Genomic DNA, 13692 nt, shown 5'->3' with positions numbered 1-13692 from the left:
TGCATTCAGCCTGACAATCCGATTGTTGAGTAGGCGGGAAATTAATGGCGCGTGAAGCCGACGGGGCCAAGAGTCACCAGAAAGAACCGACCGGCAGCCAGATGACCGACGAGAACCATCTTGCCAGGCTCGTGGATCTGGGGATCGCACTTTCCGCCGAACAGGGGCGCGAAGAGCTCAATCAGAAAATCCTGATGGCGGCGCGCGAATTTACCAATGCCGATGGCGGGTCGCTGTATCTTGTAAACCGCGAAGAAAGCGAACTGCATTTCCGCATTCTGGTCAATGACACGCTCGATACCTTTTTCGTGAGCGGCCGCGAGGCTGAAAAGCCGTTTCCGCCATTGCCGCTTTATGATGACGAAGGCCGCCCGAATTACCGCAATATCGCAACCTATGTCGCGCTAAGCGGCAAGGCGATCAATATCGAAGATGCCTATTGCGCCAAGGGTTTCGATTTTTCGGGAACGCGTGCCTTTGATGCCAAAACCGGTTATCGGTCAAAATCCTTCCTGACGGTGCCGTTGAAAAACACCCGTGGCACGGTCATTGGCGTTTTGCAGCTGATCAATGCGCGCGATGGCAAGGGCAATGTCATTGCCTTTGATCCGGCGATCGAACCGATCATCAATGCTCTTGCCAGTCAGGCGGCAGTCGCCATTGAAAACAGCCGTCTTCTGGTTGCCCAGCGTGACCTGATGGAAAGCTTTGTCCATGTGCTGGGCCATGCGATCGATGCCAAATCGCCACATACGGCCGATCATTGTTCGCGCGTGCCGGTGATTGCACGCATGCTGGCACAGGCCGCTGTTGATGACAAACGTGGGCCGTTTTCCAATTTCTATCTGACCGATATGGAATGGTATGAGCTTGATCTTGCCGCCTGGCTTCATGATTGCGGCAAGATCGTTACGCCTGATCACGTGATTGAAAAGGCCACCAAGCTTGAAACCATCCATAACCGCATTCATGAAATCCGTACCCGGTTCGAAGTCCTTAGACGTGATGCGGAAATCGACATGCTCAAACGCCAGCTTGCCGGTGAGGATGCCGGTGTATGCGAGGCCGATTTCAAAGCGCGCGTCGGCGAACTGGAAGCACAGTTTGCGCTGGTGGCCGATGCCAATATCGGTGATGCGGAAATCGATACCGATGCCATCTATGCCTTGCATGACATCGCGGAACAAAAATGGACCCGCCATTTCGACCGGACATTGGGTCTGTCATGGGCGGAAAATGAACGGCTAAGTGATACCGAACTTGCAACCTTGCGCGAACCGGGCCCGGAAAATCTTTTGATGGATCGCGAAGATCACATCTATCAGGGCTTCAACCGCGGGGAACTTTACAATCTTTCGGTCCCGCACGGGACGCTGACATCCGAAGAACGCCAGGTGATCAATGATCATGTGGTGATCACGCAGGATATGCTTGCCCAGTTGCCCTATCCGCGCGAATTGCAACGCATTCCGGCGATTGCGGGCAACCATCACGAAAAAATGGACGGTTCGGGATACCCGCGCGGCCTTACCGGTGATGATATGGGGATACTCGAAAAAGTGATGGTGATCGCCGATATCTTCGAGGCACTGACCGCGGTCGACCGTCCCTATAAACGGCCCAAACTTCTGTCTGAATGTATCGCGATCCTTGCCGACATGCGTGACAAGGGTCAGATCGACAATGACCTGTTTGAACTGTTTCTGGTCAGCGGGACATATCTGGATTACGGCCGTAAATATCTACGGTCCGAGCAGTGCGACGAAGTCGATATCGAACAATTCATCCTTTCCAAATAGCAGCCCGTTCTTGCACCGAAAAAAACGGACCGCCACAGGGACGGTCCGGCAAGTTCAGGGTGCAATTATTGGGGGCTTCTTATGAGATGCTGTCATGGAAATGACAGGCGACTTCCTGGGTTTCGGAAACCCGGTCAAGTGTTGGTGATGCGGTTGCGCATTTGTCCTGTGCAAACGGACACCGGGTTCTGAAAACACAGCCCGATGGTGGTGACAGCGGACTTGGCAGATCACCGGTCAGAACGATGCGTTCCTTGTTGCGTTCGATCTCGGGATCGGGGATCGGCACGGCTGAAATCAGCGCCTTGGTATAGGGATGTCTTGGTGCCGCATAGATGCTGTCACGATCTGCCAGTTCCATGACATTGCCCAGATACAGCACCATCATGCGGTGGCAGATATGGCGCACGATCGACAGGTCATGGCTGATGAAAATCAGCGACAGGTCAAACTCACGCTGCAATTCCTGCAACAGATTGACGATCTGGGCCTGAATGGACACATCCAGTGCCGAAACCGGTTCGTCACAGACAATCAGTTTCGGTTCAAGGATCATCGCACGCGCAATCCCGATACGCTGGCACTGACCACCCGAAAATTCATGCGGATAACGGTTGATCATCTGCGGGAGCAATCCCACACGCGCCATCATGCGTTTGACCCGGGCCTTGATTTCATCTTTGCCCAGTTCGGGTTTGTGGGTCACCAGCGGCTCGGCAATGATTTCGCCAATCGTCATGCGGGGATTAAGGCTGGCCAGCGGATCTTGGAAAATGATCTGAAGATCACGGCGCAGCGGCTGCATTTCACGGTGCGGGGCGCCGACAATATCTTTGCCAAGCCAGGCGACCTGTCCGCTTGATGGCGGAATCAGTTGCAGGATCGCCCGGCCAAGGGTCGATTTGCCACAGCCGGACTCTCCGACAACGCCAAGTGTCTCGCCGGGATAAAGGTCGAAATTCACCCCGTCCACTGCGCGAAGCTTGCGGTCAGGGGCAAAAAGTCCCTTGCCCGGTACGGAAAAATGCACCTTGAGATCGCGAACGGACAGGATCGGACTCGTTGCTTTTTTGGGTTTGTGCGCGGTGATTGCGGTCATTGTCCATCCTCCCGGAAGCAGGCGCTGGCACGGCCCTGATCAAACACCTTAAGAACCGGGCGTTCGGCACAGCACCGATCCATGACATAGCCACAGCGTTCCTGATAGGCGCACCCTGTCGGCAGGTTTTGCAGGTTGGGCGGCTGGCCCGGAATGGCAAACAGACTTTCCTCATTGGCGTGATCGATGCGCGGCATCGATTTCAGAAGCCCTTCGGTATAGGGATGATGACTGTCGTAATAAATGTCGCGGACAGATCCGGTTTCGACCACGCGCCCGCCATACATCACCATCACCCGGTCACACAGCCCGGCCACCACGCCAAGATCATGGGTGATCATGACCGTGGCGGTGTTGAAGTCCTTTTGCAGGTCGCGCAACAGATCCAGAATCTGTGCCTGTACCGTCACATCAAGGGCGGTGGTCGGTTCATCGGCAATCAGAACTTCCGGATCGCACAAAAGCGCCATGGCAATCATCACGCGCTGTCGCATGCCGCCGGAAAATTCATGCGGATACATATGAACACGCTGGGCCGCACCCGGGATGCCAACACGATCAAGCATCGCGATTGCACGTTTAAGGGCCTCGGCCTCGGACATGCCGCGATGTTCGACCAGCACTTCGGTCATCTGTTTGGAGATTTTCAGATACGGGTTCAGTGACGTCATCGGATCCTGAAAGATCATCGACATCGAAACACCGCGGATCTTGTTAAGTTCGCGTGCAGGCAGGTTCAGGATTTCACTGTCCTTATAGCGAACCGACCCGCTCGATGCGCCATTCTTGGCCAGAAGCCCCATGATCGACATGAAAATCTGGGTCTTTCCCGACCCGGATTCCCCCACCACGCCAAGTGTTTCGCCCGGATCAAGATGGAAGTTGACGTTATTGACGGCTGCGACTTCCCCGTCCGGGGTCTGGAAACGGGCGGTCAGGTTTTCGACTGTCAGAATATGATTTGTTGTCATGATATGTGTCCTTGCCGTCCCTTATCTGTCTTTCGGATCAAGCGCATCGCGCAGACCGTCACCGATGAAGTTGAAACAGAAAAGGGTGAGTGCCAGGAACAGGGCCGGATAGATCAGCATCCAGGTCGATGCTTCAATCACTTTGGCCCCTTCGGAAATCAGAACTCCCCAGCTGGTCAGCGGTTCCTGCACGCCCAGTCCAAGGAAGGACAGGAAGCTTTCGGTCAGGATGACCTGCGGGATGGTCAGGGTCATATAGACAATGACCGGCCCCAGAACGTTGGGGATGATGTGCCGGAAAATGATCTTGAAGTTCGAAACACCCGTGGCGTGGGCAGCCTCGATAAATTCGCGACGGCGCAGGGATAAGGTCTGACCGCGGACAATACGCGCCATGGTCAGCCATTCAACCGCACCAAGGGCAACAAAGATCAGGAAAATGTTTCGGCCAAACACCACCATCAACATGATGACAAAGAACATGAAGGGCAGGGAATAAAGCACATCGACAAAGCGCATCATGATGTTGTCGACCTTGCCGCCGAAATACCCGGCAACCGCGCCATATGTCACCCCGATCGCCAGCGACACCGATGTCGCAAGCAGGCCGACCGCCAGTGAAACCCGCGCACCATACAGAATACGGATAAACAGATCGCGCCCGTTGCCGTCGGTGCCAAAGATATGGCCGTTTTCCCAGTTCGGGCCTTCCTGGATATAGCCCCAGTCGATCTGGTCATAGGCATAGGGACTAAGAAGCGGGGCAAAAATCGCCAACAGGGTAATGATCCCCAGAATGATCATCGACCCCACAGCCGCCTTGTTGCGAAACAGGCGGATACGCGCATCCCGCCACAGGCTGCGGCCTTCGATTTCCGCTGGCGCGCCTGCTGCTTCAAGAATTGCTGTCTTTTCAGATTTATTCATCATCAGCGTGACTTCAATTTTGGATCAAGAAGGCCGTAAACCATGTCGACCAGGAAATTCAGCATGATGATCATCACCGCATAGACAATGACCACACCCATCACGAGCGGGTAGTCACGGTTAAGTGCCGCCTTGATGAAATAGGTGCCGATACCGGGCACGCCAAAGATGCTCTCGATCACCACCGATCCGGTCATCACGGCCGCGGTTGCCGGCCCCAGATAGGACACAACCGGCAAAAGTGCGCCTTTGATCGCATGACGATTGACGACAAGGGTTTCATGCAATCCCTTGGCGCGCGCGGTGCGGATATAGTTGGAATGCAGAACCTCGACCATGGAGCCGCGGGTCAGACGCGCGATATAGGCAATCTGGGGCAGGGCAAGGGCAATGATCGGCAAAATCTTGTACTGGATTTCACCATCTCCCCATCCCGCCGTCGGCAGGATCGAAAGATACAGCCCGAACACCAGTGACAAAAGCGGTGCCATCACAAAGTTCGGAATGGCAATGCCGATCATGGCAACGCCCATCACCGCAAAATCAACCGCACTGTTTTGCCGAAGGGCGGCATAGGTGCCAAAACCGACCCCGAAAACAAGGGCGATGGCAATTGCACTCAGTCCAAGCTGCATGGATGCCGGTGCACCGGCCATGATCAGTTCGGCAACGCTGAAGTCGCGGATTTTGATCGATGGGCCAAAGTCGCCCTGAAACAGTTTTCCGATATAGATCGCGTATTGTTCGATCAGCGGCTTATCAAGATCATAGGCCGCCTTGATGTTCTTTTCGATTTCGGGTGGCAATGCGCGTTCCTGATCGAACGGGCCGCCCGGTGCAATACGCATCATGAAAAAGGCCACCGTGATCACGATGAACAATGTCGGGATCGCGATCAACAGGCGCCGAATGGCGTAAGATAACATAATTCTCTCTCATCCCCGTCGGGGTGGTCACAGGCTGCGGGCGGGAGGAACACCACGCAGCCTGCGACACGAAGTCAGGATTTACTCGGCAATGTCGAGCCAGCGGGTCAGGTGGCGATCCGGGGCGTTATCGATCCAGCCCTTGATCTTTGGCGAGACAAGCTGTTTCGAGACATAGTAGTAAATGGGGATGTAAGGCTGTGCTTCCATCATGATGGCTTCGGCCTGATGCATCAGGTCCGAACGCTTTTTAAGGTCGCCTTCCTTTTCGGCCGCCAGCATCAATTCGTTGTAACGCGGGTTGTCGAATGCGGAATAGTTCAGCGGCCCGGTGCGTTCTTCTGCCAGGAACAGGAAGTTCTGTGCATCGTTGTAATCGGCAATCCAGCCAGCGCGGGCGACTTCAAAGTCACCAACTTTCAAATCGGCATAATGGATTTTGCCTTCGGAATTGAACAGTTCGGCTTCGACACCGATCTGTTTCCACATGTTCTGTGCGGCAATCGCGATGCGCTTGTGGTTTTCCGATGTGTTGTAACGCAGGGTGAATTTAAGCGGGTTGTCCGGACCGTAACCGGCCTCTGCCATCAGCTTTTTGGCTTCGGCAAGTTTTTCGGCATAGGGCAGGTCTTTCCACGAAACATAGGCCGGTTCCGTGTAGTTGCCGGTTCCCGGCGGAACAAAGGAATAGGCCGGCAATTCACCGGTCTTCAGGACCGCATCGGTAATGGCTTCGCGGTTGATCGCCAGTGAAAGCGCCTTGCGCACGCGGACATCCTTGAATTTGTCCTTATCGGTGCGGATCGCATAATAATAGATACCGGCATAAGGCGCGATGCGCAGGCTGTCTGCCAGATTGTCACGCAGCCACGAAATCTGTTCGGATGCGATGTCGCGCGCAACGTCAAGTTCATCGGCGCGGAAACGGTTCTGCATCGCGGTGCGATCTTCATAGGTGTAATAGATCACCTCGTCGATCGGAACATTGGCGGCATCATAGAATTCTTCGTTCTTGACCAGTTTGGTGTGAACGTTCGGAAGCCACTCGACCAGTTTATACGGGCCATTGACCACGATATGTTCGGGCTTCACCCAGTCTTTGCCGTATTTTTCAACGACATGACGGGGGATGGCAAATGCGGTCTGGTGGGTAAGCTGTGCCAGGAAATAGGGTGCTGGTGCCGTCAGTTTGACTTCAAGGGTGTGATCGTCAATCGCCTTTACGCCAAGTTTGGCACCCTCTTTGCCGGTATTGACCGCCTCGGCACCTTCGATGATGTAAAGAAGGGATGCATATTCCGCACCCAGTTCCGGATCAAGAAGGCGTTCCCAGCCGGCAATGAAATCCTGTGCGGTGACCGGTGTTCCATCCGACCAGTTATGGTCGCGGATTTTGAACGTATAGGTCATGCCGTCTTCTGAAACCGTCCAGCTTTCTGCTGCACCGGCGACCGGCTGTCCATCCGGGCCATAGGTCAGAAGGCCAAGCGACATATCATCGGAGATACGGCTGGTCTGAATGGTGGAGATAAAATGCGGATCCATCGACTGGGGCTCGCCGTCATTGCCGATGCGCAGGATTTTTTCAGCCTGGGCATGGGTACTCGACAGCATGGTCATGGAGCCCGCAATCAAGGCTGTCCCAAGGACAAAGGCACGTGAGGATTTCAGCAATCCGTTCACGAGACCTTTTGCAGTCTTCGTGTTTTCTGACATGTGTGATGTCTCCCTCAACAATTATGATTTGTTGCGTACGGTACTCCCTGAAAGTACGTACGCAAAAATACTGAGGCTGCCATGCGTCAACTGCAAGTCAGATTTCACTTTATTGACGCAATTGGTCGAAATTTGCGCATTTTTACAAAAATGCAGGTGATTTTTTGCGTGATGAGCAAATTATGCCCAATTTTGTGCGGTCCAATTTCCAGATTGGTTCGGTCGGCCGGAAACCTGTTTATTGGTGTGTTTCCGGTCGGTTTTTGTGCCCAGGGTTGTGGATTGCGGTGTGAAATACATCACATTCAAGGGCTTGGGCATGATCGGGGATGGTCGAATCGCCGGAGGGAGTGAATTTGTGCGCTGGATGAATCGAGTGACGATCAATTCGGGATCGGAAAGGCATTGTTTTCATGCTGTCTGCGAAAATGCTTCTTTGATTTCGCAAATGAAGCTGGGGTGACGGGCATCAATGCTGCTGACAGAACATCCGGTCGCACCATTCCCGGTTGCAGCTTGGCTGATAGTCGCGTATTTCCGTAGAGTTCGTTTATTATGGGCCCTGCGTTCTGCTTGGCTAGGCATATCCCACTATAGAAACCGCCACTGAAGGCGCGGGAATGATTGAAACATTCGACATTCTTTTTCTGATCGTTTCGGTTCTTGGCGTATCGCAGGCGATTTTCCTGATTGTCTTGTTGATGGACGAAGGAAAGCGTTCTTTTCGCGCCAATCGTTGGCTGATGGTGTTCGGGTTTTCGGTCGGTATGAGTTTTATCGACGATACGTTCGACCCCTTCATCAGTCCGATTGTTAACCTGTATCTTGTACCGGTTTTTGCACCATTCTTTTTTGCCTTTATCCCGTCGATATATTTGTATTTTCGGGAAGTTTCCGGAAACCCGGTTTCTCAGCCACACCGGCATTATTTGGTATTGATTCCGGTAACTGCGGCGATCGGACTTATGGTTTACCTAAAAAGTACGCGTATCGTCGCCAATCAGGATCATGTGCGTGATATCGGGTTACATCTTGCGTTTTCATCGCAAGGGCTCGCCAATCTTGTTCTCCTGGCGATTGTAGTTCTGTTTTGCGTGTCGTTTATCGCTTACATGGCCGGGATATGGCGGCGCGCGCGGCGTTATCTGCGACAAGCCGATTGGCAACTCCAGGCTGACAGTGAACGAATGCGCCGCTGGATTATCGAACTTCTTGTCGGGATGACGGTGTTGTTTTCCGTCTTCACATTGACCAATCTATTGGATCTGTTTGTATTTCAAGCGGAATGGTTGTCTCTTGGCGTGAAGGTCGGGTTTGTGCTTGTGTTCTTCCGCATGTGTCAGGTTATTGCGCATAACCCGGCGATCTTTGTGCAGGCGGAAACCGAAGACGGCATTTCCGACAATCTGTCTGCGCGCCAGGAAGGCGACCAGGGAGGAAATGCCCGACAGGCCCAGATATCGCGTGCAATTGTTGATGATTCAGGTATCGCCCGCATTCATACCCGCCTTACAGGGATCGTCTCTGACTCTGATATTATGCTTGATCCACTGCTCACCATGCCCAAACTGGCTGCAGCTGTCGGGGCAACTCCCAATCAGCTCTCCTTCGTCCTGAACCAGCATCTGGGCAAAAGCTTCTTCGATTTTGTCAATGAGGTCCGGATTAACACGGCTTCTCGCCTCCTGATCGACGAACCAGACCGCACGATCCTCGATATTGCGACCGAGGTTGGCTTCAATTCCAAATCGACTTTCAATCAGGCTTTCAAGAAAATCACCGGTCAGACACCAAGTGTCTATCGCAGCAATAATGACGTGAAATCAAAAGCATAAGGCGTATGAATGCGCATTCGTACCTCTGATGGATGGTTTGTACGTACAAGGCTATAAAACCGGACGCCGTGCTTTTCACATTCGGGCAAAGTCGCGACATCAACCACACAAGGGGATGTTTAGACATATGGTCTCGTATTTTTGGACGCGGCGATTGGGATGCATGATGGTGCTGGGCGGTCTTGCGATCTCCACAACCGCAATCATCATGGCCCTGAGCAGCGATGCCTACGCCCAATCGGCAACGCCGGGGCAAAAGGAAATTATCCGCGAACAGGTAAATCCCCAGACCGAAGATGCTCTGAAACCATGGCTGGGCGGCGACTGGCAGATCGGCGTGCTTGGGCGGGTAAGTTCCAATCCCTATCGCGGTGCAGACAACACGGATCTGACCGGATTGCCTATGCTGGCCTATGATGCCGAACGCCTGCATGTCGGCATTGATGGAATCAATGCAAAGGTCTGGGAAAACAAATTTGGCAGCGTGTCTTTGCTCGGCAATCTGCGGATGGAGCCGTTCGATCCAGATGATTCCCCGTATCTCAAGGGGCTTGAAGACCGTGACATGGCATTCGAAGCCGGACTTGGCGGATCATTGCGTCTGTGGCGGGGGGAAGTGAAGGCAAGCTACCTGACCGATGTGAATGATGCTTATGGCGGACATGAAGTTGATGTCGGCTATTACATCCCGACCAATTGGGACAAGTTCAATTTCAATATCGGCGGTGGTGTCACCTGGCAAAGCGAAGAACTGGTTGATTATAATGTTGGCGTAAAACGCAGTGAAGCGCGCAGTGACCGGGGCTTCTATGCGCCGGATGCGGCCTTTGTCCCCCATCTTGATTTCAGCGTGATCTATCCGGTGACCGAAAGCTTTGCCGTGATCGGGACAAGTGATGTGCGCTTCCTGCCCGATGAATATACCGACAGCTCAATCATCGAAGATGACTATGTCATCAGTGCCGGACTGGTGCTGGTTTATACCTTCTAGGGTCGGCAATTCGAAATGATCTGATCCATCTTTACCCCAAAACTTTCCGGTGCCAGTGATGGTGATCGGGGTGGGCCGGTTTCCCCGCTGTTTTTGACCGGCCCACAATTTTTTGCACTATTGCAAAGCCAGTTCAAGCAAATCCCATTTGTTGCCATACAGATCTTCAAACACCGCGACTGTGCCATATGGCTCGTGTCGCGGGGCTTCAAGAAACCGCACACCGGCCTTTGTCATGCGTGCGTGGTCGCGCGCAAAATCATCGGTATTGAGGAAAAAGCCCACCCGGCCACCTGTCTGGTTGCCAATCGTATTTTCCTGATCCGCGCCGGATGCCCGGGCCAGCAATATGCGGGTTTCCGTGGCACCCGTCGGGGCAACGATGACCCAGCGTTTCCCGTCCCCCATATCCGTATCTTCAATCAGATCAAACCCGACCTTGTCGGTATAAAAGGCAATGGCGTCGTCATAGTCGCGCACAATAAGCGCGCACAAACCGATATGGGGCATGATGAATTCTCGTTATGCGATGGGTGACCAGATGCGGTCTATATCAGGCCAAGCGTCTTGAAGGAATTATATCCGGCATGACTGATGATGATATGGTCATGCACGATGATTTCCATCGCCTTGGCGGCATCGATGATCTTGCGGGTCATGTCGATATCCCCCTTTGACGGGGTGGCATCGCCGCTTGGGTGGTTATGGACCAGAATGATCGCCGATGCATGCAGTTCAAGTGCGCGTTTTATCACCTCGCGCGGATAGACCGGGGTGTGATCGACCGTGCCGCGCTGATGACATTCATCGGCAATCAGGCGGTTCTTGCGATCAAGAAACAGCAAATGCAGTTCCTCGGTCTTGAGATGCCCGATCCGGACCCGGCAATATTCGATCAGCTGTTCCCAACTCGCAATCACCGGCAATTCCATGGCACGTTCACGCGAAAGATGCCGTGCCCCGGCTTCGGCAATTTTGATGGCCGCGATCCCGGCATCGCCCAGTCCCTTGGCGGTTTGCAAATCTTCGGGGCGGGCGGCAAGGACATTGGCAAAGCTTCCGAATTGCGCAATCAGTGCCTTGGCCAATGGTTTGACGTCCCCGCGGGGCATCGCCATGCACAGCATCAATTCCAGAAGCTCGTAATCGGCCAATGCATCGGCACCCCCCTTGATAAAACGTTCACGCAGGCGCTGGCGGTGTCCGTGATAATGGGGCTTTGCAGGCTTGGCCGATTTTGATGCTTTGTCATCTGCTTTGGATGCGATGTCTGCATCAACCGGGGTGGCGTTACCCGATGCCAGATGATCGCGGGCCTGATCAAAAAAGACCCGCGTGCCGTCATCAATTTCAGATGGGGTGGGGATATTCGGGGCAGAAGCAGGTTTGCGATCTTCGGTTTCGCTCAATTCTGCTTCCCCCGTATTGGCCCTTGTTTATTCTGCCGCAGCGGGCAGGTCATAGGGCGGCTTGTCCAGACCGGCCGGGGATCGGGTAAAGATTTCAAACCCGTCATCCGTCACGCCGAGCGAATGTTCAAACTGTGCCGACAGTTTGCGGTCTCGCGTTACGGCTGTCCAGCCATCTGGCAAAATTTTGCACGCATAGGTTCCCTGGTTGATCATCGGCTCAATCGTAAAGATCATGCCCGGTTCAAGAACCAGACCTTCGCCCGGCTTGCCGTAATGCAGGACATTGGGCGCATCATGGAATACCTGGCCAAGGCCATGCCCACAGAAATCACGCACGACCGAAAAACGTTCGCTTTCGGCATAGGACTGGATCGCATGACCAATATCGCCAAGGGTCGCGCCCGGTTTTACCGCATTGATGCCACGCCAAAGCGCTTCATAGGTCACATCAACAAGACGCTGCGCCATGACTTTGGGCGTGCCTGCGATATACATGCGTGATGTATCGCCGTACCAGCCATCAAGGATAACCGTGACATCGATATTCATGATGTCGCCATTGGCCAGTTTCTTGTCACCGGGAATACCGTGACAGACAACATGGTTGATCGATGTGCAGATCGATTTCGGAAAACCGCGATAGCCAAGGCAGGCCGAAATCGCATTATGGTCGCGGATATATTCGTCGCACAGGCGGTCAAGTTCACCGGTGGTTACACCGGGCACAACATGCGGGGTAATCATATCAAGCACTTCCGCTGCCAGCTTACCTGCGGCGCGCATGCCTTCAAATGCTTCGGGTCCGTGAAGTTTGACTGTTCCGTTCGCCACCCGAAATCTCCTTACGTTCGGCTAAGTATATCTGTGTTTTATAGTCCAATGACATAAAGCCAGACGCCGAAATTGGCAAGGATTGGCTGATATGCAGGGATTTGGGATCGGTGCTTACAGGCCGACAATCGGTAACGCCGACCGCACGGTCACGGCATCTGTATCTATCGAACAGTCATAGGCAATCGCCTCGACCCCGTTGCTGCGCGCGGCCTTGAACCGTTCGCCGTAATGGGGATCAATATCGGTCGACAGGGTAAAGCGATCACAATCGGTACGCTGGATCAGGTAAAACATCACCGCCCGGTGGCCTTCGGCCACCATATCGGCCATTTCATCAAGATGCTTGGCCCCGCGTGCGGTGACGGCATCGGGGAATTCGGCAAGACCGGGCACATCTTCATCGCGTTTCAGATGCACATTCTTGACTTCGACATAGCAAAGCCCGCGATCCGGGTCCGACAGCAGAATATCAATCCGCGAGTTTTTGCCGTATTTGACTTCGCGTTTCAGGGTTTCATAGCCCGCCAGTTCCGGGACCTTGCCCGACAGGATCGCTTCTTCGACGATGGCATTGGGATGGGCGGTATTGATCCCGATCCAGGCATCACCGATCTGGCAAAGTTCCCAGCTGTATTTCAGTTTGCGTTTCGGATTGTCCGATTTTGACAACCAGACATCAATGCCCGGCTCCGTAAGCCCGATCATCCCGCCCGGATTGGCGCAATGGGCCGTAATCATCTCGCCATTATCCAGTTCGATATCGGCAAGGAAACGTTTGTATCGCTTGATCAGTTTGCCATGGATCGGGGGCTGGGGAAGCTGCATGAAAAACCTTTCGGGAAATCTGTCCTGACAGAAACTGTCAGTTTGGGGCCGCGATCAGGATGCCAATTTTGCGGCAAATCGGTCATACATCAACCCCTTGCACATACCAGCCCGTATCGGAACCATCATGCGTCAAAGCCAGCGCGCCAAAATCATTGCCGTATGCGATCGCAAAATCGCGCAAAAGGGACCCAATGTCGGCCTGTCATTTTATGCGTTCTTTGCCAACCGCAATGATGATCCGGCTCTTTTGATGGAGGCCGCAACCTGGTGGATTAAAACCCACCAGCTTGATCATTTCGAAAAGGCCACCAAAATCCGCGAGATGGTGCTGGCGGGCAAATAGCCCGCCAAACA

13 protein-coding genes are annotated in these 13692 nt (G+C 53.7%); 4 read left to right on the top strand and 9 right to left on the bottom strand.

Annotated elements, in window-relative coordinates:
* The first annotated feature begins 44 nt into the window (after positions 1–44).
* Positions 45–1799 carry a GAF and HD-GYP domain-containing protein gene (locus tag WA429_RS17290; protein WP_287466272.1) on the top strand — a complete coding sequence of 585 codons (1755 nt, stop codon included), beginning with the start codon at positions 45–47 and terminating at the stop codon, positions 1797–1799.
* Positions 1800–1878: 79 nt separating this feature from the next.
* Here the strand turns inward: WA429_RS17290 and WA429_RS17285 are convergent, their stop codons facing one another.
* From WA429_RS17285 to WA429_RS17265, 5 genes are all read right to left on the bottom strand, one after another.
* Complete coding sequence (locus WA429_RS17285) at positions 1879–2898, bottom strand: ABC transporter ATP-binding protein (protein ID WP_287466273.1); 1020 nt, start codon at positions 2896–2898, stop codon at positions 1879–1881.
* Positions 2895–3869 carry an ABC transporter ATP-binding protein gene (locus WA429_RS17280; protein ID WP_287466274.1) on the bottom strand — a complete coding sequence of 325 codons (975 nt, stop codon included), beginning with the start codon at positions 3867–3869 and terminating at the stop codon, positions 2895–2897. Before WA429_RS17280 ends, WA429_RS17285 begins: the two co-directional genes overlap by 4 nt.
* Before the next feature lie 21 nt (positions 3870–3890).
* A complete protein-coding gene (locus tag WA429_RS17275; RefSeq protein ID WP_287466275.1) occupies positions 3891–4799 on the bottom strand; it encodes an ABC transporter permease subunit in 909 nt (302 codons plus the stop codon).
* Positions 4799–5722, bottom strand: coding sequence for an oligopeptide ABC transporter permease OppB (gene oppB / locus WA429_RS17270; RefSeq protein ID WP_287466276.1), 924 nt, complete (start codon positions 5720–5722; stop codon positions 4799–4801). The genes WA429_RS17275 and oppB overlap by 1 nt, the downstream gene beginning before the upstream one ends.
* A gap of 81 nt (positions 5723–5803) precedes the next feature.
* Positions 5804–7438, bottom strand: a complete 1635-nt coding sequence (locus WA429_RS17265; protein ID WP_250282529.1) for a peptide ABC transporter substrate-binding protein — start codon at positions 7436–7438, stop codon at positions 5804–5806.
* Between the two features lie 701 nt (positions 7439–8139).
* Between WA429_RS17265 and WA429_RS17260 the strand changes: the two genes are divergently transcribed.
* Both WA429_RS17260 and WA429_RS17255 read left to right on the top strand, forming a co-directional pair.
* Positions 8140–9273, top strand: coding sequence for an AraC family transcriptional regulator (locus WA429_RS17260; RefSeq protein ID WP_287466277.1), 1134 nt, complete (start codon positions 8140–8142; stop codon positions 9271–9273).
* Positions 9274–9400: 127 nt separating this feature from the next.
* Entirely contained in the window at positions 9401–10264 is an 864-nt protein-coding gene (locus WA429_RS17255) for a MipA/OmpV family protein (RefSeq protein WP_287466278.1), read from the top strand.
* Between the two features lie 117 nt (positions 10265–10381).
* Here WA429_RS17255 and WA429_RS17250 read toward each other — a convergent pair whose 3' ends face one another.
* From WA429_RS17250 to sfsA, 4 genes are all read right to left on the bottom strand, one after another.
* Complete coding sequence (locus tag WA429_RS17250; protein WP_287466279.1) at positions 10382–10774, bottom strand: VOC family protein; 393 nt, start codon at positions 10772–10774, stop codon at positions 10382–10384.
* 38 nt (positions 10775–10812) lie between these two features.
* Complete coding sequence (gene radC / locus WA429_RS17245; RefSeq protein WP_114113872.1) at positions 10813–11673, bottom strand: RadC family protein; 861 nt, start codon at positions 11671–11673, stop codon at positions 10813–10815.
* 27 nt (positions 11674–11700) lie between these two features.
* Positions 11701–12507 carry a type I methionyl aminopeptidase gene (gene map / locus WA429_RS17240; protein ID WP_101245800.1) on the bottom strand — a complete coding sequence of 269 codons (807 nt, stop codon included), beginning with the start codon at positions 12505–12507 and terminating at the stop codon, positions 11701–11703.
* A gap of 114 nt (positions 12508–12621) precedes the next feature.
* Complete coding sequence (sfsA, locus tag WA429_RS17235) at positions 12622–13335, bottom strand: DNA/RNA nuclease SfsA (RefSeq protein ID WP_287466280.1); 714 nt, start codon at positions 13333–13335, stop codon at positions 12622–12624.
* Between the two features lie 127 nt (positions 13336–13462).
* Here sfsA and WA429_RS17230 point away from each other — a divergent pair, with 127 nt between their 5' ends.
* A complete protein-coding gene (locus WA429_RS17230; protein WP_287466281.1) occupies positions 13463–13681 on the top strand; it encodes a DUF6500 family protein in 219 nt (72 codons plus the stop codon).
* The last annotated feature ends 11 nt before the right edge of the window (positions 13682–13692 follow it).

The organism is Thalassospira sp. CH_XMU1420-2, from assembly GCF_037029325.1.
Classification (GTDB): domain Bacteria; phylum Pseudomonadota; class Alphaproteobacteria; order Rhodospirillales; family Thalassospiraceae; genus Thalassospira; species Thalassospira povalilytica.
Note: the sequence above shows the minus strand (reverse complement) of the source record. Positions and strands in the feature narration are given on the sequence as shown.

Coding starts and splice junctions, on each gene's coding strand:
- WA429_RS17285 (WP_287466273.1), bottom strand. CDS start 2,898: ATGACCGCAATCACCGCGCACAAACCCAAAAAAGCAACGAGTCCGATC.
- oppB (WP_287466276.1), bottom strand. CDS start 5,722: ATGTTATCTTACGCCATTCGGCGCCTGTTGATCGCGATCCCGACATTG.
- sfsA (WP_287466280.1), bottom strand. CDS start 13,335: ATGCAGCTTCCCCAGCCCCCGATCCATGGCAAACTGATCAAGCGATAC.
- WA429_RS17280 (WP_287466274.1), bottom strand. CDS start 3,869: ATGACAACAAATCATATTCTGACAGTCGAAAACCTGACCGCCCGTTTC.
- WA429_RS17275 (WP_287466275.1), bottom strand. CDS start 4,799: ATGATGAATAAATCTGAAAAGACAGCAATTCTTGAAGCAGCAGGCGCG.
- WA429_RS17250 (WP_287466279.1), bottom strand. CDS start 10,774: ATGCCCCATATCGGTTTGTGCGCGCTTATTGTGCGCGACTATGACGAC.
- WA429_RS17265 (WP_250282529.1), bottom strand. CDS start 7,438: ATGTCAGAAAACACGAAGACTGCAAAAGGTCTCGTGAACGGATTGCTG.
- WA429_RS17290 (WP_287466272.1), top strand. CDS start 45: ATGGCGCGTGAAGCCGACGGGGCCAAGAGTCACCAGAAAGAACCGACC.
- WA429_RS17260 (WP_287466277.1), top strand. CDS start 8,140: ATGGACGAAGGAAAGCGTTCTTTTCGCGCCAATCGTTGGCTGATGGTG.
- WA429_RS17255 (WP_287466278.1), top strand. CDS start 9,401: ATGGTCTCGTATTTTTGGACGCGGCGATTGGGATGCATGATGGTGCTG.
- WA429_RS17230 (WP_287466281.1), top strand. CDS start 13,463: ATGCGTCAAAGCCAGCGCGCCAAAATCATTGCCGTATGCGATCGCAAA.